At 61.2% G+C, this 23,551-nt stretch carries 27 protein-coding genes; 20 read left to right on the top strand and 7 right to left on the bottom strand.

Annotated features, from left to right (window positions below; translation table 11 throughout):
• Window positions 1-642 precede the first annotated feature (642 nt).
• Window positions 643-2,100 (bottom strand): DUF5666 domain-containing protein, encoded by a 1,458-nt coding sequence (locus CR103_RS18380; protein ID WP_143752669.1) that lies wholly within the window; start codon window positions 2,098-2,100, stop codon window positions 643-645.
• An 801-nt stretch (window positions 2,101-2,901) separates the two neighbouring features.
• On the opposite strand from CR103_RS18380, the gene CR103_RS18365 reads away from it, so the two are divergent.
• On the top strand, window positions 2,902-3,237 hold the full coding sequence (locus CR103_RS18365; RefSeq protein WP_099917385.1) for a hypothetical protein: 336 nt from the start codon (window positions 2,902-2,904) through the stop codon (window positions 3,235-3,237).
• Here CR103_RS18365 and CR103_RS18360 read toward each other — a convergent pair.
• Complete coding sequence (locus CR103_RS18360) at window positions 3,228-3,797, bottom strand: gamma-glutamylcyclotransferase (protein ID WP_099917384.1); 570 nt, start codon at window positions 3,795-3,797, stop codon at window positions 3,228-3,230. The two genes, CR103_RS18365 and CR103_RS18360, sit on opposite strands and share 10 nt — an antisense overlap.
• 157 nt (window positions 3,798-3,954) lie before the next feature.
• On the opposite strand from CR103_RS18360, the gene CR103_RS18355 reads away from it, so the two are divergent.
• From CR103_RS18355 to maiA, 3 genes are read left to right on the top strand one after another with little or no spacing between them, the layout of a single operon-like run.
• Window positions 3,955-4,494: a VOC family protein gene (locus tag CR103_RS18355; RefSeq protein ID WP_099917390.1), complete on the top strand. Its 540-nt coding sequence runs from the start codon at window positions 3,955-3,957 to the stop codon at window positions 4,492-4,494.
• Window positions 4,491-5,516: a fumarylacetoacetate hydrolase family protein gene (locus CR103_RS18350; RefSeq protein ID WP_099917383.1), complete on the top strand. Its 1,026-nt coding sequence runs from the start codon at window positions 4,491-4,493 to the stop codon at window positions 5,514-5,516. Before CR103_RS18355 ends, CR103_RS18350 begins: the two co-directional genes overlap by 4 nt.
• An 8-nt stretch (window positions 5,517-5,524) precedes the next feature.
• Window positions 5,525-6,202 carry a maleylacetoacetate isomerase gene (gene maiA / locus CR103_RS18345; RefSeq protein WP_099917389.1) on the top strand — a complete coding sequence of 226 codons (678 nt, stop codon included), beginning with the start codon at window positions 5,525-5,527 and terminating at the stop codon, window positions 6,200-6,202.
• 101 nt (window positions 6,203-6,303) lie between these two features.
• Here maiA and CR103_RS18340 read toward each other — a convergent pair whose 3' ends face one another.
• The gene (locus CR103_RS18340) at window positions 6,304-6,726 is read right to left on the bottom strand and encodes a CBS domain-containing protein (RefSeq protein WP_180279456.1); all 423 of its coding nucleotides are present in this window, start codon (window positions 6,724-6,726) and stop codon (window positions 6,304-6,306) included.
• Window positions 6,727-6,917: 191 nt separating this feature from the next.
• Here CR103_RS18340 and CR103_RS18335 point away from each other — a divergent pair, with 191 nt between their 5' ends.
• From CR103_RS18335 to CR103_RS18280, 12 genes are all read left to right on the top strand, one after another.
• A complete protein-coding gene (locus CR103_RS18335; RefSeq protein ID WP_099917381.1) occupies window positions 6,918-7,697 on the top strand; it encodes a uracil-DNA glycosylase family protein in 780 nt (259 codons plus the stop codon).
• A 184-nt stretch (window positions 7,698-7,881) separates the two neighbouring features.
• Window positions 7,882-8,364: a Fe-S cluster assembly transcriptional regulator IscR gene (iscR, locus tag CR103_RS18330; protein ID WP_099917380.1), complete on the top strand. Its 483-nt coding sequence runs from the start codon at window positions 7,882-7,884 to the stop codon at window positions 8,362-8,364.
• Window positions 8,365-8,400: 36 nt separating this feature from the next.
• Window positions 8,401-9,681 (top strand): IscS subfamily cysteine desulfurase, encoded by a 1,281-nt coding sequence (locus CR103_RS18325; RefSeq protein ID WP_099917379.1) that lies wholly within the window; start codon window positions 8,401-8,403, stop codon window positions 9,679-9,681.
• 25 nt (window positions 9,682-9,706) lie between these two features.
• Complete coding sequence (gene iscU / locus CR103_RS18320) at window positions 9,707-10,096, top strand: Fe-S cluster assembly scaffold IscU (protein WP_099917378.1); 390 nt, start codon at window positions 9,707-9,709, stop codon at window positions 10,094-10,096.
• A 28-nt stretch (window positions 10,097-10,124) separates the two neighbouring features.
• Window positions 10,125-10,448: an iron-sulfur cluster assembly protein IscA gene (gene iscA / locus CR103_RS18315; protein WP_099917377.1), complete on the top strand. Its 324-nt coding sequence runs from the start codon at window positions 10,125-10,127 to the stop codon at window positions 10,446-10,448.
• 33 nt (window positions 10,449-10,481) lie between these two features.
• Window positions 10,482-10,997, top strand: coding sequence for a Fe-S protein assembly co-chaperone HscB (gene hscB, locus CR103_RS18310; RefSeq protein ID WP_099917376.1), 516 nt, complete (start codon window positions 10,482-10,484; stop codon window positions 10,995-10,997).
• Window positions 10,998-11,147: 150 nt separating this feature from the next.
• The gene (gene hscA / locus CR103_RS18305; RefSeq protein WP_099917375.1) at window positions 11,148-13,073 is read left to right on the top strand and encodes a Fe-S protein assembly chaperone HscA; all 1,926 of its coding nucleotides are present in this window, start codon (window positions 11,148-11,150) and stop codon (window positions 13,071-13,073) included.
• 38 nt (window positions 13,074-13,111) lie between these two features.
• On the top strand, window positions 13,112-13,453 hold the full coding sequence (gene fdx, locus CR103_RS18300; protein WP_099917374.1) for an ISC system 2Fe-2S type ferredoxin: 342 nt from the start codon (window positions 13,112-13,114) through the stop codon (window positions 13,451-13,453).
• A gap of 14 nt (window positions 13,454-13,467) precedes the next feature.
• Window positions 13,468-13,662, top strand: coding sequence for a Fe-S cluster assembly protein IscX (gene iscX / locus CR103_RS18295; protein ID WP_099917373.1), 195 nt, complete (start codon window positions 13,468-13,470; stop codon window positions 13,660-13,662).
• A complete protein-coding gene (locus CR103_RS18290) occupies window positions 13,649-14,566 on the top strand; it encodes a class I SAM-dependent methyltransferase (RefSeq protein ID WP_099917372.1) in 918 nt (305 codons plus the stop codon). The genes iscX and CR103_RS18290 overlap by 14 nt, the downstream gene beginning before the upstream one ends.
• Window positions 14,563-15,603: a low-specificity L-threonine aldolase gene (gene ltaE, locus CR103_RS18285; protein ID WP_099917371.1), complete on the top strand. Its 1,041-nt coding sequence runs from the start codon at window positions 14,563-14,565 to the stop codon at window positions 15,601-15,603. Before CR103_RS18290 ends, ltaE begins: the two co-directional genes overlap by 4 nt.
• Entirely contained in the window at window positions 15,600-16,334 is a 735-nt protein-coding gene (locus CR103_RS18280; RefSeq protein WP_099917370.1) for an rRNA pseudouridine synthase, read from the top strand. Before ltaE ends, CR103_RS18280 begins: the two co-directional genes overlap by 4 nt.
• A gap of 131 nt (window positions 16,335-16,465) precedes the next feature.
• On the opposite strand, the gene CR103_RS18275 is transcribed toward CR103_RS18280, so the two are convergent.
• From CR103_RS18275 to CR103_RS18260, 4 genes are read right to left on the bottom strand one after another with little or no spacing between them, the layout of a single operon-like run.
• A complete protein-coding gene (locus CR103_RS18275) occupies window positions 16,466-16,987 on the bottom strand; it encodes an RDD family protein (RefSeq protein WP_099917369.1) in 522 nt (173 codons plus the stop codon).
• The gene (locus CR103_RS18270) at window positions 16,977-17,762 is read right to left on the bottom strand and encodes a DUF3106 domain-containing protein (RefSeq protein ID WP_099917368.1); all 786 of its coding nucleotides are present in this window, start codon (window positions 17,760-17,762) and stop codon (window positions 16,977-16,979) included. Before CR103_RS18270 ends, CR103_RS18275 begins: the two co-directional genes overlap by 11 nt.
• Window positions 17,725-18,117, bottom strand: a complete 393-nt coding sequence (locus CR103_RS18265; protein ID WP_099917367.1) for a DUF3619 family protein — start codon at window positions 18,115-18,117, stop codon at window positions 17,725-17,727. Before CR103_RS18265 ends, CR103_RS18270 begins: the two co-directional genes overlap by 38 nt.
• Window positions 18,114-18,683, bottom strand: a complete 570-nt coding sequence (locus CR103_RS18260; RefSeq protein ID WP_099917366.1) for an RNA polymerase sigma factor — start codon at window positions 18,681-18,683, stop codon at window positions 18,114-18,116. The genes CR103_RS18265 and CR103_RS18260 overlap by 4 nt, the downstream gene beginning before the upstream one ends.
• Before the next feature lie 476 nt (window positions 18,684-19,159).
• Here CR103_RS18260 and CR103_RS18255 point away from each other — a divergent pair, with 476 nt between their 5' ends.
• The 4 genes from CR103_RS18255 (at window position 19,160) to CR103_RS18240 (ending at window position 23,523) form a co-directional block, all read left to right on the top strand.
• On the top strand, window positions 19,160-20,911 hold the full coding sequence (locus CR103_RS18255; protein WP_099917365.1) for an acetolactate synthase 3 catalytic subunit: 1,752 nt from the start codon (window positions 19,160-19,162) through the stop codon (window positions 20,909-20,911).
• Window positions 20,911-21,402, top strand: coding sequence for an acetolactate synthase small subunit (gene ilvN / locus CR103_RS18250; protein ID WP_099917364.1), 492 nt, complete (start codon window positions 20,911-20,913; stop codon window positions 21,400-21,402). The genes CR103_RS18255 and ilvN overlap by 1 nt, the downstream gene beginning before the upstream one ends.
• A 70-nt stretch (window positions 21,403-21,472) precedes the next feature.
• Entirely contained in the window at window positions 21,473-22,489 is a 1,017-nt protein-coding gene (ilvC, locus tag CR103_RS18245; RefSeq protein ID WP_099917363.1) for a ketol-acid reductoisomerase, read from the top strand.
• Between the two features lie 278 nt (window positions 22,490-22,767).
• On the top strand, window positions 22,768-23,523 hold the full coding sequence (locus tag CR103_RS18240; protein WP_099917362.1) for an SIMPL domain-containing protein: 756 nt from the start codon (window positions 22,768-22,770) through the stop codon (window positions 23,521-23,523).
• Window positions 23,524-23,551: the final 28 nt, after the last annotated feature.

Raw genomic sequence — 23,551 nt, 5'->3', positions numbered from 1 at the left:
GCCTCAAGGCCGACCTTTCCCTTGAACTCCGCGCTGTGCACTTTCCGCTTCTTTATTTCCGCCATTCGCCGCTATCCTCCTGTGAGGACCGTAGCTTAAACCGCTGTCTCAAATCATGGGTCCACTATAGTCCGTCATGCTGGACGGTTTCAAATACTCAGTGCAACACCGGGATAATTAACAGTGTCGGCCGGATGTAGCAATGCGATGTGCTGAGTGTAAACGGCGAGTGGCGAGTCAGAATAGAGCTTCCCCCTGTGCCAAGATAATCTGAAACACCTACCCAACTAATTTAAAGTACAGCGGTAGGATTCAATGATGCACAGCTTCAGCGCACTGTACGTCGAGCCACTGCGCGACGACATGGGGTGCTGGCGGCGCGACAGCCTTGAAAAACTATCGCGCAAGTCGGAAATGGCGGCGGCGCATCCGGTACGTCCTGGACCTATGGCCGGCGCCGCTGCGCTACTGCAACGATGGACTGATCGAGATCGATAACTCGGCACAGAGAGCGGCCGGCACAGTTTTGTCCGTGGCCGGGTCTTCCTCAAAAATAAGTCACTGCGCGCAAAGTGCCGTGGAACAAAGAGATTGCGCGCGTGCAGCTGTTCAGGAAAACCCAGTATCGTGCAGTCGGATGTATTAATCGTCGAGCTTGATTTTGGATGCTGTCAAGACGCCTCCTGTCAGAATACCTTCGACTTCCAGCTTCTTACTACCCATCGTGGCCGGCGTCAGTGACTTGACGAACAGGGTGGCATCGTTCCATTTGACATTGACTGCCGAACTGCCCGTGAGCACAAAGGTTTTAGCGTCAACGTTAACATTGCCGGCGATACCTTCGCGTTCTACGGTCGAGGTGCCATCGTCAAGCTTTTCGCACTCGACTTCCTTAACCTTGACACTGCCGTCGGCAGCGAGGAAGCCTTCGATCTTCACCTGAAGATCGTTGCGCAGGACAGTACCGGACGGGCAATCGATTTCAGCGGTCGCGGCGTTCATCTTCATACCACGAACAGAGAAGTCAGCAATCGAGACATAATTGAGGATCGAGCCGTGCAGCTCCACCTCACCAATTTTTTCTGTCTCGACCGAGCGAAGCGCGATTGACTTGGCGTTGACCGACCCATCTGCTTGAAACACGCCCTTTATCCGTACGTAGGCGCCGATTGACAAGTCTGCAAAACTCTTGCCGTCATTAGCGAACTTGGCTTCAGCTGCATTGATCTGCAGTCCGTCGAGCGCAAATGTTTTTGCGCTGATGTTCAGGTTACCGACGATGCCCCGCAGTTGAGCTTCTGTGTCGCGACTTTCGTCGCGGTGATTTTTCACTTTCACGGCTGTTGCCGTTACCACGCCGCCGGCAAACGATGCCGAGGCGGAAATCGAGACAACGACATCGGCGCCGTTGGAAAGCGACGTCGAGGCGGGCGTGACGGGCACATTCTGGTAGTTAATCGTCAGATCGCCAATCTTGAATGTACTGGTGCCGGTCGACAGCGCGGCTACCTTGCCGCGTAATTTGTGGATCGTACCCAGCGTTTCTTTTTCGACCCGGGTCGCCTGGATCTGTATTTTGCCGGCCGCATCGGTTTTAAGGATGCCATGAATCTCAACCCCGTCACCTGTCTTTGCGTTGGCAAAGGTATAGGGTGCTTCGAATACGGTTACCGGACCGGATGCCCGATCGGTATTGATGACAACTGTCATCCCCAGCACCTTCATCGTGCCGGCCGCCGCGTCGACGGCACTAATCACACCCTGCATTTCCGGGTTAACCAGCACTCGTTTGGCCTTCAGCGTGCCGTCGTGCTCAATGTCGACTGACTGGCCCATCTTCAACTCGACATTCCCAAGCACCCCATTGGCGTCCTCCAAGCGTGCGATGATGCCGCGGTCGTCAATACGCACGCCGTCGATGATAATGCTGCCAAAACCGGTGACGGTGCCGGCTACGGTAGGTACGCCCAGGGTCGGCGGCGCTGGTGCCGTCGGTGCGGCTGGCGCTGGTGCAGGTGTACCGGCACCACCGCCACAGGCGACTAGAATTAGCGCTGAGGAAACAGCCGCGACCGTTGCAATAACTTGAATTTTAGACATTATTTTATCCTTAAATTTCACCGGTGTCGCACAGCAGAATTCTGCTACGACTAGTTTCAATGCTGAGCAAATTGTACTTGGAAGCAGTGTGAGATTTTGTGATTTTTGTCGTATCTGGGCTTTTTCCTACCGCAGCGCTTGCGGTATCTGTATCGCCTTCGTCACCAAGAGCTCGAAAAAGTGCTGGTGGCAGCGCACTTCGACCCGCGCGCCTTAAGGTCAAGTATGTTGAGCTGATTTACCGAGGCAGCACCTGGCGTTTTCGTACACGACCCGCTCAGCGATGCGGCGAATCCGGCATGTCGGGCAACGTCACCGCCTTGGATAATCGGGGCCACGAGTACGATACCCGGTGCATTAAATACGCTCGTAAAAAGGACCAGGACCAGGACCAGGACCAGGACCAGGACCAGGACCGACACGATGTACGCGCGCCCAAACTTGACGCGCTTCACCATACTTCACGTCCTACCGGTTTGGTGTTGCTCCTTCCCGTCATATGCGCAGGTTCGGGTGCAGTGCTGTCACACCGAGCCACCAGGTCATCAAGCGAAAATGCAGGGCGCCTGGCCTCCAACAACACGCCATCAACCCGAACCATACCCAACAATTAGTGGCGGGCGCGGTTGCGCCGGCAGAAAACCCGGCAACAGTCGATGGCCAGGCAGTCCGGCAGCGAAAAGGCTTGCGTTTCGCCGGAACCGGACGCATAATTTAAATGCGAATGATTCTCATTTAGTTTCCATGAAAACCGACCTGTTGAACCAACCCTGACCGCATCGCCTTTTTTTGGAGGATGGCATGGATTACCACATTACCTATCAAGCACCGTTGGCGCCTCAAGATTGCTGTAATCAAAACGCGCTTCTCGTTGGCTCCTTGCTGCACCTGATGTCGCATTACAGCGCGCGCAGTCAGCAGGAAGAGCCATGCCTCAAACTGGCCGCTGTCATCGAGCGTCATCTTGCGGCATTGTCGCGCGTGCCAGGTATCGACCCGGTGTTGCGCGCAAGTTGCGAGCAACTCAGCGAAACCTGGGGCGACCTGGTCGATGCCAGCCTCCCGGTGCCAACCAAGTCAACTATTCTCGCTCGCTTCATGAGCCTGAACCAGAAGAGAGGCCTACGTTACCCCTGATCCAACTGCGCCAGATACCGCTCGATGGCGAACACGTGTGGATCAATCTTGCCCAGCGCGCGCAGCGCGTCGGCCAGCTCGATCAGGTAGTCGCGGTTGCGTCCGCTCGGGCCGCTCGCGGCGGCGATCTGGCGGGCGATGTCGCGCTCGGCCGCTTCGCCCAGGAAAGCGGCGTTGTCTTCGGCGGCAATATATACCAGGCCCACTTCGCTGCCGCCGGCGTCGAAATCGATCCCGGTGGCCAGGCGCAGGTAGCCGTTCTTTTCGCGGTGGTCGAGGTGGGCGAATACTTCCGGCGTGATCAGGTAGGCCATGCCGGCGCACACCGCGGCGGCGTCGCGCACCAGGGTCAGCACGCGGCCGGGCGCGCTATCGGTGCCGCGATGGTCGTGCGAGCCTTGCCAGAAGCGCCGCGTCCAGCCGGCAATGCTGGCGGGGCGCCGTTCGATAAACGGGAAATCGGCCTTGAAGATCAGCGAGCCATAGCCGAACAGCCAGACGCGCTGGTGGCTGTCGAATTTGTCCATGCGCTGGTTGATGGCGATGGTGTTGTGTGACATGAAAGGGTTCCGGAAAAAGAGCGACAATAATTATAGCGCGGCGGCTGACCGCGGCATGCTTCCCGCATGTTCTCCATAACGTGCCCGCACCCCGAAATAATATTTGTACGATTGCCAGTTTTGCACTCTAATGGTGAAAACTGCCGAGGAGCCCACCATGCACATCAAAAAAATCCACCATGTCGCCTACCGCTGCATCGATGCCAAGCAGACCGTCGAATGGTACGTCAAGTACCTGGGCATGGACTTTTTGCTGGCGATCGCCGAAGACCAGGTGCCATCCACCGGCGCGCCCGACCCGTACATGCATGTGTTCCTCGACGCCGGCGCCGGCAACGTGCTGGCGTTTTTCGAGCTGCCGAATCAAGGCGCAATGGGGCGCGACGAGAACACCCCGGCCTGGGTCCAGCACCTGGCGCTCGAAGTGGGGTCGGTGGACGAACTGCTGGCCGCCAAGGCGCGCCTCGAAGCAGACGGTATTGGCGTCATCGGTCCGACCAACCACACCATCTTCAAGTCGATCTATTTTTTCGACCCGAACGGCCACCGCCTCGAACTGGCGGTCAACACCGGCACGCCCGAGATGATGGACAAGCTCGACGCCGTGAAGTGGGACATGCTCAATGAGTGGGCCGAAACGCGCAAGGCGCCGCAGCACGCGGCCTGGATGCACGCCAGGACCGGGGTGGCGGCATGAAGCTCGCTACCCTCAAAAGCGCCGGCCGCGACGGCGTGCTGGTGGTCGTCAGCCGCGACCTGGTCACCTGCCAGCGGGTGCCGAAAATCGCCGCCACCCTGCAGTTCGCGCTGGATCACTGGGACCTGGCCGCGCCGCGCCTGCGCAATGTGTTCGCCGACCTGAATGACGGCAGCGCGCTGGCGGCCGAGCCGTTCGTCGAGTCGCTGTGCCATTCGCCGCTGCCGCGCGCCTACCAGTGGGCCGACGGCTCGGCCTACATCAACCACGTCGAACTGGTGCGCAAGGCGCGCAACGCCGACGTGCCGGCCTCGTTCTACACCGATCCGCTGATGTACCAGGGCGGCTCGGACTCCTTCATCGGCCCGTGGGATCCGATCTGCGCGCTCGACGAGGCCTGGGGCATCGACCTCGAAGCCGAGGTCGCAATCATCACCGGCGACGTCGCGATGGGCGCCGGGGTTGAACAGTGCGCCGGCGCCATCCGGCTTGTCATGCTGGTCAACGATGTCTCGCTGCGCAATCTGATCCCGGGCGAGCTGGCGAAAGGTTTTGGCTTTTTTCAGTCGAAGGCGGCCAGCGCGTTTTCGCCGGTGGCGGTCACTCCTGACGAACTGGGGGCGGCCTGGCGCGACAGCAAACTGTGCCTGCCCTTGCACGTGACGCTCAACGAACTGCCGTTCGGTAAACCGAATGCCGGCGAGGACATGACGTTCAATTTCGCCCAACTGGTGGCGCATGCCGCCAAGACGCGCGAACTGGCGGCCGGCACCATCATCGGCTCCGGCACGGTGTCGAACAAGCAGGGCGGCCTGCACGGCTCGAGCATCGAACATGGCGGCGTCGGCTACTGCTGCCTGGCCGAATTGCGGATGTACGAGACGATCGAGAAGGGTGCGCCGACGACGCCGTTCATGCAATTCGGCGACAACGTGCGCATCGAAATGGTCGACGCCGACGGCGCCAGCATCTTCGGGGCGATTGACCAGGAAGTGGCGCATTATCACGGGCGGCACTCATGACTACCTGCATCAAGCTCTACACCTATTTCCGCAGTTCCGCCGCCTGGCGCGTGCGCATCGCCTTGAGCCTGAAAGGGCTGCCGTACGAAGCGGTGCCGGTGCACCTGGTCAGGAACGGCGGCGAGCAATTGACGGACCAGTACCGGGCCATCAACCCGGGTGCGCTGGTGCCGAGCCTGCAGGACGAGGGTGCCGAGGGAGCAACAATCACCCAGTCGATGGCGATCGTCGAATACCTGGAGGAGACGCATCCGGCGGTGCCGTTGCTGCCGTCCACGCCGCTCGAGCGCGCCCGCGTACGCGCACTGGCGCAGATGATTGCGTGCGACATCCATCCGCTCAACAACCTGCGCGTGCTGCGCTACCTGGTGCGCACGCTCGGCGTCAAAGACGAGGCCAAGACCGAATGGTACCGGCACTGGATCGGCGAAGGGTTCGCCGCGCTCGAAGCGCAATTGACCCGGAACCCGGCGCGCGATTCAGATCGCAACGCGGCGCCCGCACGCTTCTGCCATGGCAGCACGCCGACCATCGCCGATTGCTTCCTGGTGCCGCAGGTGTACAACGCGCAGCGTTTCGACATCGATATCGCAGCGTACCCGAACATCGCCCGCATCAATGACGCCTGCGCCGAACTGCCGGCGTTTATTGCCGCCCATCCGGCGCAGCAGGGCGATTCGGAGTAGGGCGCGTATCGGCGCTTGGCCTTCGACAGCGAGCTGGAGAAGAGCGCCGGGCCAGGCGGCGTGGCATATCCGCCGCGCAGCCTGTCTTGTTGCGTCGCGCCTTACGCCCCCGGCGCCGAGATCTCGCCCAGCGCCTTGTCGGTGGTTGCCGCATGCTTGGTGGCGATGTCGCCCAGCGAGACGATGCCTACCAGGCTGTGCGATTGCTGGTCGACGACCGGTACGCGGCGGATCTGCTCGTCGCCCATCTCGGCCAGTACTTCTTCCACCGATTGCGTGGCGTAACAGGTGCGCACCTCGGTGCTCATCACGTCGCCCACGCGGGTGGTTTCCGGCGCCTGGCCTTCGGCGCTCGAACGAATTGTTATGTCGCGATCGGTCAGCATGCCGACCAGCTTCGGGCCGTCGCATACCGGCACGGCGCCGATATCGAGTTCTTTCATCAGCTGCGCGGCGCGGCGTACGGTGTCTTCCGGCGAGACGCTGGTGACATCGCGGGTCATTACGTCTTGAATGGTTTGCATCTGAATCTCCTTGCTCGATTGATTGGTGGCCCCAGGTAATACTTAACCGGCACAGGGAGAATGATGCACGTTTTTCAATAAAATCGACGCATGGTTGACACTGCATTATTCGGCCAGCTCCGGGCGGCAACAGGCGCGCAAACACGGCCCTCGGCTACAATCAGCGGTTTCCAACTCGCCCCCTCATCGCCATGCCTTCGACCCTTCCCGGCCCAATCCAGGACGCCCTCGCGCTCGCCCATCCCAGCTGGAAGCCGCACTTGCTCGAGGGGCTGCATGGCGTCGCTGCCGCCAATCCGGGCTACCTCGACGCGCTCGCCCTCGATCACTATTTGCCGACCGGGCAGCGGCTGTTCGCCGCCTTCGGCTTACCGCTGCCCGATGTGCGCTACGTGCTGGTGGGAGAGGGGCCGTATCCGCGCGCCGAAAGCGCCACCGGCGTCTGCTTCATGGATGGGGCGGTCGGCACGCTATGGAGCGAGACCGGCTTGTCCAAGCCGGTCAACCGCGCAACGTCGCTGCGCAATTTTATAAAAATGCTGCTGGTCGCCGACGGCCAGCTCGCAGCTGGCGACACCGGCGGCGCGGCCCTGGCGCCGGTCGCCGCCAAGGCGCGCGTCGACGGCTCGATCCAGACCCTCGCCCAATTGCAGCAGAACCTCACGCGCCACGGTTTCCTGCTGCTTAACGCGGCTTTAGTGTTTCGCCCGCATGTCCCACCTGCCATCGAGGCGCGTGCCTGGCTGCCTTTCCTGCAGACGGTGCTGGCAGGGTTGGCCGATAGCGGGGCCGGCGCCGGTGCAGGTGTCAAGCTGGTGCTGTGGGGAAAGATAGCCGAGCAACTCAAGAAACTGCCGCAGTGCGCGGCGCTCGAACAGGTGGTGTCGGAGCATCCGTACAACCTGTCGTTCATCACCCATGCAGGAATGCAGGAACTGTTCGGGCCGATGCGGCTGCTGAGGGTTACTTGACGACGGTTTGCCTGCCGGCGCCCGGCTGCCGGTTTGGGGGGCTTCAGGACAACATCCGCCAAATTTGCTATACTTGACTAATTCGTTCAGGTAATCAGGTCATTCGGCATCTTAGGCGGGCTTGAAAAATGAACGTATTTAATTGAACTTATGCAATATTCTAACATTGTTGACCGGGGTTGAGATGCGTCTGACCACTAAAGGCCGTTTTGCTGTTACCGCCATGATCGACCTTGCCCTGCGCTCGGGCAAGGGGCCGGTTTCGCTGTCGGGCATCAGCCAGCGCCAGTCGATTTCGCTGTCGTACCTGGAGCAGCTGTTCGGCAAGCTGCGCCGCCACGAGATCGTCGAATCGATCCGCGGACCGGGCGGCGGCTACAGTTTGGCGCGCAGGGCCGACAAGGTGACGGTGGCCGACATCATCATTGCCGTCGACGAGCCGCTCGACGCTACCCAGTGCGGCGGCAAGGAAAACTGCCACGGCGCCGATGGCGCCGCCGGTGCGCGCTGCATGACACACGAGCTGTGGGCCACGCTCAACGAAAAAATGGTCGACTACCTCGATTCGGTCACGCTGCAAGACCTGGTCGACCAGCAGCAGCAAAAGCATGCCGAACAAGCCGTCGTGGTGCTGCACCGTAGCCACGCCGTTGTTGGGCAAAATTGAAACACGGACAAAATTGAAGCATATTGGAGTGATTTGATGAACGCCCCTTTGAACAAAAACTTAGCCCCTGGCATTGACCCCAAGCTCGAGCACACTTTCGTGACCGCTCCGCATTTCCCTATTTATATGGATTACTCGTCGACCACGCCGGTCGATCCGCGCGTCGCCGATAAAATGATTCCCTACCTGCGCGAGCAGTTCGGCAATCCCGCCTCGCGCAGCCACATGTACGGCTGGACCGCCGAAGCGGCCGTCGAGGAAGCGCGCGTCGAAGTGGCCAAGCTGGTCGGCGCCGATCCGCGTGAGATCATCTGGACCTCCGGCGCGACCGAAAGCAACAATCTTGCGCTGAAAGGCGCGGCCCAGTTCTACAAGACAAAGGGCAAGCACATCATCACGGTCAAGACCGAGCACAAGGCAGTGCTCGACACCGTGCGCGAACTCGAGCGCGTCGGCTTCGATGCGACATACCTCGCGCCGCAGGACAACGGCCTGATCACCGTCGACCAACTGGCGGCGGCGATCCGGCCCGACACGATCCTGGTCTCCGTCATGCTGGTCAACAACGAAATCGGCGTGATTCAGCCGATCGAGGAACTGGCCTCGCTGTGCCGCTCGAAGGGCATCATCTTCCATTGCGACGCCGCCCAGGCGACCGGCAAGGTCGTCATCGACCTGGCCAACAGCAAGGTCGACCTGATGACGTTCACCGCCCACAAGACCTACGGCCCGAAAGGCATCGGCGCCCTGTACGTACGGCGCAAGCCGCGCGTGCGCCTGGAGGCGCAGATGCACGGCGGCGGCCACGAGCGCGGCCTGCGTTCGGGCACCTTGCCGACCCACCAGATCGTCGGCATGGGCGAAGCGTTCCGCCTTGCGCGCGAAGAGATGGACGTCGAAATCGTCCGCATCAAGGCGCTGCGCGACCGCCTCGCCAAGGGTTTGCAGGAAATCGAAGAGGTCTACATCAACGGCGACACCGACCACCGGGTGCCGCACAACCTGAACGTCAGTTTCAACTACGTCGAAGGCGAATCCCTGATCATGGCGATCAAGGGCATCGCCGTGTCGTCCGGCTCGGCCTGCACTTCGGCCAGCCTGGAGCCGTCGTACGTGCTGCGCGCGCTGGGCCGCAGCGACGAACTGGCGCACAGCTCGATCCGTTTCACCATCGGCCGTTATTCGACCGAAGCCGACATCGATTTCGCGATCGACCTGCTGAAATCGAAAGTGCACAAATTGCGCGAACTGTCGCCCCTGTGGGATATGTTCAAGGACGGGATCGACATCGCATCGATTCAATGGGCAGCCCACTAACACCACATCAATCAGGAGTTTTACCATGGCATATTCGGACAAAGTGTTGGACCACTACGAAAATCCACGTAACGTCGGCGCCTTCGACAAGGGCGACGAGACGATCGGCACCGGCATGGTCGGCGCGCCGGCCTGCGGCGACGTCATGAAACTGCAGATCAAGGTCGGCGCCGATGGCCTGATCGAAGACGCAAAATTCAAGACCTACGGCTGCGGTTCGGCCATCGCCTCGAGCTCGCTCGTGACCGAATGGGTCAAGGGCAAGACGCTCGACCAGGCGTTGTCGATCAAGAACACCCAGATCGCCGAAGAACTGGCGCTGCCGCCGGTCAAGATCCACTGCTCGATCCTGGCGGAAGACGCCATCAAGGCGGCCGTGCTGGATTACAAGACGAAGCACCCGGCGCTTGCCTGAAGGTACAGAGTAATTCGCGGAGAAAACCATGGCAATCACACTGACCGAAAAAGCGGCCAAGCACATCAACCGCTACATTGAACGTCGCGGCAAGGGTGTCGGCTTGCGTTTTGGCGTGCGCACGACGGGCTGCTCGGGCTTGGCTTACAAGCTCGAGTACGTCGATCAAGCCACGGCTGAAGACAACATTTTCGAGTCGCACGGCGTGAAGGTTTTCGTCGACCCGAAAAGCCTGCCGTACATCGATGGCACCGAACTCGACTTTACCCGCGAAGGCCTGAACGAAGGCTTCCGTTTCAACAATCCGCACGTCAAGGACGAGTGCGGTTGTGGGGAAAGTTTCCGCATCTAAGCGCTTTTTATTTTCGTATCTATTCTCGTATCAATGCAGAATCACTTCGACCTGTTCCAGCTGCCGGCCCGTTTCACGCTCGATGCCGGCGCCTTAGATGCCGCCTATCGCGATGTGCAAGGGCAAGTGCATCCCGACCGCTTCATCAACGCCACCGCCGCCGAAAAGCGCGTTGCGATGCAGTGGGCGACGCGTGCCAACGAGGCCTACCAAACGCTCAAAAATGCGCAAAAGCGCGCGCGCTACCTGTGCGAATTACACGGCGTCGACCTGCAGACGGAGTCGAACACGGCGATGCCGGTGGATTTCTTGATGCAGCAGATGGCGTGGCGCGAAGCGCTTGGCGAGGCGCGGGCGGCGAAGGATGTCGATGCGCTCGAGGCGTTGGACGAGGAGGTCAAAGGCGAGCGCAGCGCGCGGCTGGAGGCGGTGGGAGCGGAACTCGACGCCGGCAAGTATGCCGAAGCGGCGCAGGGCGTGCGGGCGCTGATGTTTTTGGATAAATTCGGCGAGGAAGTGCGTTATGCGTTCGAGGCGGCGGAGGCGTAGGGGAACGCATATCCAGCATGGATCCCCGCTTTCGCGAGGATGACGGTGTTGGGGCTGGCGGCTAAAATACCGTCGTCCCCGCGAAAGCGGGGACCCACAACCCGCATCCGAAGCCGTACCATCAAATAAAAACAAGACAGAATATAAACCATGGCTTTACTCCAAATCTCCGAACCCGGCATGTCGACTGCCCCCCACCAGCACCGGCTGGCGGTCGGTATCGACCTTGGCACCACCAATTCGCTGGTCGCCACCGTGCGCAGCGGCATTCCTGAAGTGCTGAGCGACGAAGACGGCCGGCCACTGCTGCCGTCGATCGTGCGCTACCTGCCTAACGGCCACGCCCACATCGGTTACAAGGCGCAGGCCCACCAGACCACCGACCCGAAGAACACGGTCGTTTCGGTCAAGCGGTTCATGGGCCGCGGCCTGGGCGACATCGCCCACGCCGAAAACATGCCCTACGATTTCCAGGATGGCGGTCGCGAAGGCGCTCAAGGCATGGTGCAGATCCGTACCGTTGCCGGCGTCAAAAGCCCGGTCGAGATATCCGCCCAGATTCTCGCCACCTTGCGCCAGCGCGCCGAAGATGCGCTCGGCGACGAGCTGGTCGGCGCCGTCATCACGGTGCCGGCCTACTTCGACGACGCCCAGCGCCAGGCCACCAAGGATGCCGCCCAGCTGGCCGGCCTGAACGTGCTGCGCCTGCTGAGCGAACCGACGGCGGCGGCGATTGCCTACGGCCTCGATCACGGCTCTGAAGGTGTCTATGCCGTCTACGACCTGGGCGGGGGCACCTTCGACATCTCGATCCTCAAGCTGTCAAAAGGCGTGTTCGAAGTGCTCTCGACCGGCGGCGATTCGGCCCTTGGCGGCGACGATTTCGACCATCGCCTGTTTTGCTGGATCACCGAGCACGCCGGGTTGGCGCCGCTGTCCGACGAAGACACCGCGACCCTGATGGTCAAGGCCCGCCATGCGAAAGAGCAGCTGTCGACCAACGCCGTCACCACCATCGACGCGATGCTTAATTCAGGCGAAATGGTGCACCTGAAGGTCACGGCCGAAGAGTTCTGCGAGATGACCCGTCACCTGGTTGCCAAGACCATGACGGCGATCAAAAAAGCCATGCGCGACTCCGCCGTGTCGGTCGACGACGTCGACGGCGTGGTAATGGTCGGCGGCGCCACCCGCATGCCGCACGTGCGGCGCGCCGTCACCGAATTTTTCAAGACGATCCCGCACGCGAACATCGACCCGGACAAGGTCGTCGCGCTGGGCGCGGCGATCCAGGCCAATTTACTGGCCGGTAACCGTGCGCCTGGTGACGACTGGCTGCTGCTCGACGTCATCCCGCTTTCGCTCGGCATCGAAACGATGGGCGGCCTGGTCGAGAAAATTATCCCGCGCAATTCGACGATTCCGTGCGCCCGCGCCCAGGAGTTCACCACCTTCAAGGACGGCCAGACCGCCCTGTCGGTGCACGTACTGCAAGGCGAGCGCGAGCTGATGTCCGACTGCCGCTCGCTGGCAAAGTTCGAGCTGCGCGGCATTCCGCCGATGGTGGCCGGCGCCGCCCGCATCCGCATTACTTACCAGGTCGATGCGGACGGCTTGCTGTCGGTGTCGGCGCGCGAAACCCGCTCCGGCGTCGAAGCGAACATCACGGTCAAGCCGTCGTACGGCCTGGCCGACGACGACGTGGCACGCATGCTGCAGGAGTCGTACAGCTCGGCGCAAGTCGACATGGCGCTGCGCGCGCTGCGCGAACAGCAGGTCGAGGCCGAGCGCATCCTGCTCGCCACCCGGTCCGCATTGGACGGCGATAGCGCCCTGTTGTCGGCCGTCGAAATGGCCGACATCGATCGCCTGATGGATGCGGTGCGCCACGCCGCCGCTGCCGCTGCCGCACCATCCTCGCCAACCTCACCATCCTCACCATCCTCGCCATCTGCGCAATCGGCGCTGCACGCCGCCGTCGAGGCGCTGGCCCAGGGCACCGAAGAATTCGCCTCACGCCGAATGGACCAGAGCGTGCGCAGCGCGCTGGCCGGCAAAACGCTCGACGAAGTCTGAGCCAGCTTAAGTCATATAAAATTGAAGAGGTAATTCCAATGCCGCAAATCGTCATTCTTCCCCATCCGCTGTTTTGCCCCGAGGGCGCGGTCCTCGAGGCGCCGGCCGGCAAATCCGTGTGCGACGTCATGTTGGAAAACGATATCGACATCGAGCACGCCTGCGATCGCGTCTGCGCCTGCACCACCTGCCACGTGCTGGTGCGCGAAGGGTATGACACCTTGAACGAGCCGAAAGAAAACGAAGAAGACATGCTCGACAAGGCCTGGGGCCTGGAAGCGGTATCGCGCCTGTCGTGCCAGGCGATCGTGGGAACTGCCGACCTGGTGGTCGAGATCCCGAAATACACGATCAACCACGCCGCCGAAAAAAACCATTGAACGGACATACTGCCATGAAGTGGAGCGACATCTCGGCGATTGCTGAAGCCTTATACGAAAAATTTCCTGATACCGACCCGGCTGCGATCCGCTTCGTCGACCTGCACAACCGGGTCGTCGAGCTGGCCGGGTTCGACGACGACCATACGCGCGGCGGCGAGAAAGTGCTGGAAGCGATTCAGGCGGCGTGGATCGATGAAGCGCGCTGACACTGGCAGGGCGGCCAAACCTGTTGGCACAACCATACCCGCAGCGCACGAACTGGCACCAGAAATCCGCCCCGGCCAATCGATCGCGCTGCTGCAGGAACTGCACATCCTCACGCGCGACGGCAAGCTCAACCAGGACAGCCGCCGCAAACTCAAGCAGGTATACCACCTGGTGCAGTTCATCGAGCCCTTACTAAAAGAGATCCAGCAGGACCATCCGGCGATCTCGCTGGTGGACCATGGCGCCGGCAAATCCTACCTCGGCTTCATCCTGTACGACCTGTTCTTCAAGGGGCTCGATGACGGTTCGCGCATCTACGGCATCGAGACGCGTGAAGAACTCGTGCAGAAATCGACCGAACTGGCGGCGCGGCTGGGTTTTCCCGGCATGTCCTTCCTGCCGCTGTCGGTGGCCGAATCGACGACCTCCAAGCTGCTGCCGGAGCGGATCGACATTGTCACCGCGCTTCATGCCTGCAACACCGCCACCGACGACGCCATCGACTTCGCGTTAAAAAAGAAGGCGAAATTCATGGTGCTGGTGCCGTGCTGCCAGGCTGAAGTCGCCACGGTGCTAAAGAAAAACAAGGGCAAGGACCTGGGCAAAAGCGCACTGACCGAAATCTGGCGCCACCCGCTGCACACGCGCGAATTCGGCAGCCAGGTCACCAACGTGTTGCGCTGCCTGCAGCTCGAAGCCCATGGCTACCAGGTCAACGTCACCGAACTGGTGGGTTGGGAACACTCGATGAAAAACGAACTGATCATCGCCAGCTACAAGAACCTGCCGCGCAAGCGCCCGAGCGACCGGTTGCAAGAAGTACTGGTGACGCTGGGCCTGGAAGAAATGGGCCAGCGCTTTTATACTGAAAAACTCACCGAACAAGCGACGTTCGTAAAATGACAATCATGAGCGAACACTGGATCGACCTGCGCAGCGACACCGTTACTCAACCCTCAACCGCGATGCGCGCCGCCATGCAGGCGGCGGCCGTCGGCGACGATGTCTATGGCGACGACCCGACCGTCAATCGGCTGCAGGAAGTCACCGCGGAGATGTTCGGCTTCGAGGCGGCGCTGTTTGCGCCGTCCGGCACCCAGAGCAACCTGATCGCGTTGATGCTCCATTGCGGGCGCGGCGACGAATACCTGGTCGGCCAGGACGCGCACACTTACAAGTACGAGGGCGGCGGCGCCGCGGTGCTGGGCAGTATCCAGCCGCAGCCGATCGCCAACCAGCTTGACGGCAGCCTTGCGCTGGCCGACATCGCGGCCTACATCAAACCGGACGACATGCACTTCGCCCGCACCCGCCTGCTGACGCTGGAAAATACCATCGGCGGCAAGGTGCTGGGGCCTGACTACATGCGCGAGGCGACCCGGTTCGCGCGTGCGCGCGGTCTCGCCACCCACCTCGATGGCGCGCGCATCTGCAACGCGGCGGTCAAGCAGGGCATTAGCATGGTCGATGCCGTCGCCGGTTTCGACAGCCTCTCGGTGTGCCTGTCGAAAGGCCTCGGCGCGCCGGTCGGTTCGGTGCTGTGCGGGTCGAAGGACTTTATCGAGCAGGGCAAGCGCTGGCGCAAGATGCTGGGGGGCGGCATGCGCCAGGCCGGCATCCTCGCCGCCGCCGGGCTGTACGCGCTCGAGCACAACGTCGCCCGGCTGGCCGACGACCACGTCAACGCGGCGCGCCTGGCCAGCGGCATCGGCGAGATCGCCGGCCTGACAGTGGCGACGCCGCAAACCAATATCTTTTATGTCGAGGTGCCCCCTGGCGCCTGCGATGCGCTGCGCGCCACCCTCGCGCGCGCGCGCATCCGCGCAACCGTGGGCCCGCGCACCCGCCTGGTGACCCACCTTGACATTAGCGCGGTGGATGTCGAACGCATCATCGCCGTATTCACCGCATTTTTTAACGACTGGCGCGCCCCACAATGACCGACACCACGATCCGCCTTGCCAAACGTGTGGCTGAAATGATGCCATGCTCGCGCGCCGAAGCCGACAAGTACATCGCCGGCGGCTGGGTCAGCGTCGACGGCCAGGTCATCGAGGAAGCCGGCGCGCGTGTCGCCGACGACCAGGAAGTCACGCTCGATCCGGACGCCACGCTGGTCGAGCTGGCGCCGGTGACGATCCTGCTGCACAAGCCGGCCGGGTTCAACGCCGGCCTCGACAGCGACGGCGCGCCGGCTGCCAGCCTGCTGACGCAGCAGACACTGGTGCTGCCCGACCATGGCAAGCAGCGCTTCCTGAAGCGCCATCTGGCCAACCTGACATTGGTCTCGCCGCTGGAGACCAAAGCGAGCGGGCTGGTGGCCTATACACAGGACTTCCGCGTCGCGCGCAAGCTGGTCGACGAAGGCCAGCGGGTCGAGCAGGAGTTCATCGTCGAAGTATCGGGCACGATCCGCGAAGGCGGGCTGGCGCTGCTCAATCACGGCTTGCCGTTCAACGGCAAGGAAATCGCGCCGATGAAAGCGAGCTGGCAGAACGAAACGCGGCTGCGCTTCGCGGTCAAGGGCGTCAAGCCGGGGCAGCTCGCGCACATGTGCCGGATGGTGGATTTGACGGTGGTATCGATCAGGCGCCTGCGCGTAGGCCGCGTGCCGATGGCCAGTTTGCCGGTGGGGCAGTGGCGGTATTTGCACGAGTACGAGCGGTTCTGAAGTTGTCCCCGCATGCGGGGCGCAGTTTGCACGATAAGTTGATCAACTTCTGATCAACTTCTGACGGACGATGCCGGGCGTTGTCGCTGTTCCCGAAAAATTGGATCCCCGCGTGCGCGAGGACGACGAGCTTACTTCTTCGTCTGCTTGACCGGCTTCGGCAACAAAATCATCCTGGTCCCGGCTACCCGGTCATGCAGGAACTGCCCGTCCTTGTCGAGCAGCGCCGTCGTGGCCCAGGCAAAAATCCCCACCGCCAGCGCCGCGCCGACCTGGCCGTAACTTGTCAAGCCAAACGCGTAACAGACGACAATCGCCGGCAGGAACCAGCCCCACGCCATCAGGTAACGGATCGCGGCGGTGCGCAGCGGCACCCGCGCATAGCCCAGCTTGACGACCTTGATGCGCCAGGTCTTCATCGCCAGTGTGTGGCCGCTGCCGGTCCACGCATGGATGAAATATGCCGCCGCCGTCAAGAAAAACACGGCATTGCGGCCATGGTCGATGGAAGCCGTGTGCTGGTTTTGGGTTGCAAACAGGTAGACGAAGATCGCCAGCGCCTCTACCGCGGTCAGCAGAAAGGCTTCATAAACCATACAGATCAAGCGACGTTTCAGGGTGGGTGTGGCGATCGGCGACTTGCTATTTTGCATTTGGAGCGGGAGCGGGCGCAGCCGGTGTTGGATTGACTGACGTGACTGGCGCAACTGGCGCAACTGGTACAGTTGGAGCAACTGGTGCAACTGGCGATGCGGCGGTGGGGGCGGCAACGCACGGCGCCGCGCCAAGCGTGGCAGCGGTGTTGTTCACCGTACCCGGCGCGCAGCCGCCCATCGGCGGCGTGCGTTTAATTGGCGTCACTGCCTTGGCATTCGATTGCGACGCCGATGGCAGGTTGGCAACCTGCTTCTTCGCGCGCGCACTGGCTTCGTCGGCGAGCTGCTTCTTTTTCTCTTCCGGCAACTGCTGGTATTTTTCCCATTCCTCGGACTTCTGGCTCGGGCCGATTTTTTTCGACCGCGTGTAGTTTTCGCGCACGACGCGGCGCTCTTCCGGGGTCATCTTGAACAGGTCGCGCATGCGCGCGTGCACGCGGGTCTGCTCGTCCGGTTTCATGGAGGCGAAACGATTGGCGATGTCGAGCCATTTCAGCTTGCGCACGCCGTCGGCCTGGTCCCACTCGTCGGCGATCGGCGCCAGGGCGACTTTCTGGGCCGGGGTCAGGCTGTTCCACAGCGGCTTGTCGAGCGGCTTGGGCTTGACCTGGGCCGCTGTTGGGGCAGCCACGGAAGTTTGCGCGCCGGCGTTTGCCATCAGCGCGCCGCACAGGACCAGCGCTGCCGCTGATGCAGCCGTTGTCAGGGAAGAGAACAAAATAGTGCGGGCCACCTTATTGAACGCGCTGCGCCAGGTACGCATTGAAGCCATGATCGAGATAGGCGGTCAGGGGCAGTTCGTCGGACAGGACGGCGGCGTCAAGTTCGGCGATTTCTTCGATACGGCGTTCCTGCTCGTATTGGTAAATCCCGGCCAGGCCGGCCACCAGGGCCATCAGCGGAATGGCGACGCCTGCGCGGCCTAGTGACGAAAACGAAAAGAACGCGCCGATATTGCCCGCCAGCGAGCGCTGCGCCAGCTTGGCCGGCGCATGCGCTTTTTTGCGCGAAACCGCCATCTTGCGGGCATTGGCCAATCGGTCGGCGGTCGAAGCCGGCATCTCGTCGAGCCTCGCGTTCAGGGCATGGCGCACTTTGTACGCGAAGTTGATGTCATCGGTATTCATAATTTTAGTCCCTTGGCTTTCAGCGATTCGGCGAGGGTATGGGTCGCCCGTGAACAGTGTGTCTTTACGCTTCCTTCTGAACACCCCATCGCTTCGGCTGTTTCAGCCACGTCCATGTCCTGCCAATAACGCATCAGGAAGGCCTCCCGTTGACGCCCGGGCAGTTTTTGTACCTCGGCTTCGATGATGGCCAAGGTCTGCATGCGTTCGACCTGATCCGCGCTCGATTCCGCCTGCGCGGAACCTACTTCGGCTTCGTGCGATTCAAGTATATCAAAATCGCCATCGTCGCTATCGCGTTTCCCCATGCTTGAAAACAAGCTTACCCAGGTATTTCGCACTTTTTCGCGGCGGAAAAAATCGAGGATGGTATTTTGTAAAATGCGCTGGAACAGCATCGGCAACTCGCCGGCCGGCTTGTCGCCATATTTTTCGGCGAGTTTGATCATCGCGTCCTGAACGATATCAAGCGCGGCCTCGTCCTTGCGCACGGCGTATACGGCCTGCTTGAAAGCACGCCGTTCGACATGTTCGAGGAAATCGGATAATTCTTTGTCTGTGGCCATGCGCTGTGGGAAGGATGCGTATCGGCATTAATAGTGCCAAGATGAAAACTGACGCATCCTAGCAAAAATCAGGCCATTTTGCTTGTTTTTCGATGAAATCACTCTCTACAGTGGAGGCCGGTGGTTTTTTACCTTGACCGAAATGGTGCAACGCAGTATGGTAACCGGAGCTTCGCCATCCCGAAGCCGTATGGTCAGGTCGTGACCGGCACATGACGCCAACATCGACATGACGCGCTTTCACATGTAGGCAGTTTGCTCTGACCCGCGCCACAAGCACGAGAGGTCCGCCCAGCCGCTACAGAAACTCACGCCAAACGAGTTGCGTTTAGCGACGGTTCGCAACGTATCTATGGGTACGCGAAAGGCCGCCGTGACCGCAGAAAGAAGGGAAGCCTGAGCACTGTTGCGTCGCGCGAATTTCGTCAGGAAAGAGCATCCGATCACCTCCCAACGGGTCTTGAAAGGAATGTATCATGAACAACGACACAGCAGCACCCGCGGCTCCCATCACGGGCGCCGAAATTTTAGTCCGCTGTCTGGCGGAAGAGGGCGTCAAGCACGTCTTCGGCTACCCAGGTGGCGCAGTCCTGTATATCTACGACGCCATCTTCAAGCAAGACAAATTCCAGCACATCCTGGTACGCCATGAGCAGGCCGCCATCCACGCCGCCGATGCCTATTCGCGCAGCTCGAACACGATCGGCGTTGCCCTCGTCACGTCCGGCCCGGGCGTAACCAATGCCGTCACCGGCCTGTCGACGGCCTACATGGACTCGATCCCGATGGTCGTCATTTCCGGCCAGGTGCCGAGCCACGCGATCGGCCAGGATGCGTTCCAGGAGTGCGACACGGTCGGCATCACGCGGCCAGTGGTGAAACACAACTTCCTCGTCAAGGACGTGAAGGACCTCGCGTCGACGATCAAGAAGGCATTCTTCATTGCCCGCACCGGTCGTCCCGGCCCCGTGCTGGTCGATATCCCGAAGGACATCAGCATGCACAAGTGCGTGTATGACTATCCCCGCGAGATCGAGATGCGTTCGTACAAGCCGGTCGACAAAGGCCACTCGGGCCAGATCCGTAAGGCGGTGCAACTGCTGCTGCAAGCCGAGCGCCCGATGATCTACGCCGGCGGCGGCGTGATCCTGGCCAACGCCTCGCCCGAGCTGAACCGGCTGGTCGACAAACTTGGTTTCCCGTGTACCAACACGCTGATGGGCTTGGGCGGTTACCGCTCGTCGTCCGACAAGTGGGTCGGCATGCCCGGCATGCACGGCACCTACGAAGCGAACATGGCGATGCAGCACTGCGACGTCCTGATCGCCATCGGCGCCCGCTTCGACGACCGCGTGATCGGCAACCCGAAGCACTTCGCCTCGAACCCGCGCAAGATCATCCACATCGACATCGATCCGTCGTCGATTTCCAAGCGCGTCAAGGTCGATATCCCGATCGTCGGCAACGTCAAAGACGTGCTGATCGAATTTCTGGCGCAACTCGATGCCGCCGAAGCGAAGCCTGGCGAGGCCCGAGTCAATGCCGCCGCGCTGCAAGACTGGTGGAAGCAGATCGGCGAGTGGCGCGGCCGCGATTGCCTCAAGTTTGAAGGCTCGGATACCATCATCAAGCCGCAATCGGTGGTCCAGAAAGTGTGGGACCTCACCGGGGGCGACGCCTTCATCACGTCCGACGTCGGCCAGCACCAGATGTGGGCGGCGCAGTACTACCCGTTCGACAAGCCGCGCCGCTGGATCAATTCCGGCGGCCTGGGCACGATGGGGGTCGGCCTGCCGTACGCGATGGGGGTGCAGATGGCCAATCCGGGCGCCACGGTTGCCTGCATTACCGGCGAAGGCTCGATCCAGATGAACATCCAGGAGCTCGCCACCTGCAAGCAATACCACCTGACGCCAAAAATCATCATGCTCAACAACCGCGCGCTGGGCATGGTGCGCCAGTGGCAGCAGATCGATTACGGCGGGCGCTATTCAGAGTCGTACATGGATTCGCTGCCGGACTTCTCGATGCTGGCCGAATCGTTCGGCCACGTCGCCATGAAGATCGAAAAGCCGGGTGACGTCGACGGTGCCTTGCGCGAGGCCTTCGCCATGAAGGACCGGTTGGTGTTCATGAACTTCATCACCGACCAGTCGGAGAACGTGTGGCCGATGGTGAAAGCCGGCAAAGGCCTGTCCGAAATGCTGCTCGGTTCGGAGGACCTCTAATGCGCCATATTATTTCTGTTTTGCTGGAAAATGAAGCCGGCGCCCTGTCGCGCGTGGTCGGCCTGTTCTCGGCCCGCGGCTACAACATCGAAACCCTGACCGTGGCGCCGACCGAAGACGCCACCTTGTCGCGCATGACGATCGTCACCAGCGGCTCGGACGACATCATCGAGCAGATCACCAAGCACCTGAACCGCCTGATCGAGGTCGTCAAGGTGGTTGACCTGACCGAAGGCGCGCACATCGAGCGCGAGCTCATGCTGATCAAGGTGCGCGCGGTCGGCAAGGAGCGCGAAGAGATGAAGCGCACCGCCGACATCTTCCGTGGCCGCGTCATCGACGTCACCGAAAAGACGTACACAATCGAACTGACCGGCGCCAAGAGCAAACTGGATGCCTTCATCGACTCGATCGACCGCGCCTCGATCCTGGAGACGGTGCGCACCGGCGGCTCCGGCATCGGCCGCGGCGAACGCATCCTCAAAGTATAGATAAAAGTAAACATAGCCCGGCACAAGCAGTCAGCTTTTCCTCCACACATCAATAATTATAGGAAATACAATGAAAGTTTTTTACGATAAAGATTGCGACCTCTCCCTCGTCAAGGGCAAAAACGTTGCCATCATCGGTTACGGCTCGCAAGGCCACGCGCATGCGCAGAACCTCAACGATTCGGGCGTCAACGTCACCGTCGGCCTGCGCAAGGGCGGCGCTTCGTGGAGCAAGGTCGAGCAGGCCGGCCTGAAAGTGGCCGAAGTGAACGACGCCATCAAGGCGGCCGACATCATCATGATCCTGCTGCCGGACGAGAATATCGCCCAGGTCTACACCGACAACGTCGCGCCGAACGCGAAACAGGGCGCGGTGCTGGCCTTCGCCCACGGCTTTAACGTCCACTATGGCCAAGTCGTGCCGCGCGCCGACCTCGACGTCATCATGATCGCGCCGAAAGCGCCGGGCCACACCGTGCGCGGCACCTACGCCGCTGGCGGCGGCGTACCGCACCTGATCGCGGTGTACCAGGACACTTCCGGTTCGGCGCGCGACATTGCCTTGTCGTACGCCATGGCCAACGGCGGTGGCCGCGCCGGCATCATCGAAACGAACTTCCGCGAAGAAACCGAGACCGACCTGTTCGGCGAGCAGGCCGTGCTGTGCGGCGGCGCGGTCGAGCTGATCAAGGCGGGTTTCGAAACGCTGACGGAAGCCGGTTACGCGCCAGAGATGGCTTACTTCGAGTGCCTGCATGAATTAAAACTGATCGTCGACCTGATCTACGAGGGCGGCATCGCCAACATGAACTACTCGATCTCGAACAACGCCGAGTACGGCGAGTATGTGACCGGTCCGAAGATTGTTACGTCGGCGACCAAGGATGCGATGCGCCAGTGCCTGAAGGACATCCAGACCGGCGAATACGCCAAGAGTTTTATTCTGGAAAATAAGGCCGGCGCCCCGACCCTGATCTCGCGTCGTCGTTTGACCTCCGAGCACCAGATCGAGGAAGTCGGCGCCAAGCTGCGCGCAATGATGCCGTGGATTGCGAAGAACAAGCTGGTGGATCAGTCGAAGAACTAAGCAAAATCTCGCGCAGGAGGGTGCCGCAAACGGCGCTCAACTGCAGAGGAGTCGTTTTCGCCATTGGCGGGAACGACTCCCCGCTCACGGGAAACGCATGCGTTGGGGGCGATCCCGTGAAATTAGGTCCCCGCATCCGCGAGGACGACGTGGCAATTGCGGCCATTCGGAGCGATACCGCCCAGCCTAATTTGCAACTATTCATGTCTGCCGCGCCCCAAACCCTTGTTTCCGGTTATCTTTCCTGATATTGAAAGACTAACCCGGAGAAAAACCACATGCCGCTGCCAAAGCTGTTCCTTGCCACCGCCCTCGTGCTGGCTACCCAGGCCCAAGCCCAAATCCAAACTCCGCTCGCCTCCACCGGTACGCTGGTGATCGTTCCCGCCTTCGGCGAAGTCACGCATGCCAACGACCACGTCACCGCCACCTTCGCGGTCGAGGAGCAGGACAAGGATAAAGTTGCGGCCGCCTCGCGCGTCAACCAGAAGATGAAGCAGGGCACCGACATCATCCGCCGCGAAGACCCGCAGGCGACGCTCAAAACCCAGGGCTACTATACCTATCCGATCTTTCCCGAGCAACGGCCGCTGCCGAACGGCATCATGCCAAAGCCGGTGCCGACCGGTTGGCGCGTCGGCCAGTATCTCGAAGTGAAAACCACCAGCCTGGCGGGCCTGCCGAAACTGACCGCGGCGGCCCAGAAAGTGCTTAGCCTTAACAGCCTGAACTATGGCCTCGCGCCGGCTACCCTCCAGCGGCTCGACGCCGAGCGCATTGCCGCCACCTACCTCAACCTGAACCAGCGCATCGCGTCGGTCGCCGGCGCGATGGGCCGCAAGGTGCTTGACGCCACCATCGATACGGTCGACTTCGAAGGCTCCGGCAACTACGCCCCCCAGCGCGGCGAAATGGCGGCGCCGATGGCGATGGCGCGCATGGCCAAGGGCGCCGGCGAGGTCGGCGAACCGAGCTTTGAGCCGGGCGAAACCACGCTGCAGATGCAGCTCGTCGGAAAGGTTAAATTCAAGTAATAGTATCATTCGCTGGGTTAATCATCCG

The sequence above is a fragment of the Massilia psychrophila genome (assembly GCF_002760665.1).
Lineage (GTDB): Bacteria > Pseudomonadota > Gammaproteobacteria > Burkholderiales > Burkholderiaceae_D > JAFCUW01.
Note: the sequence above shows the minus strand (reverse complement) of the source record. Positions and strands in the feature narration are given on the sequence as shown.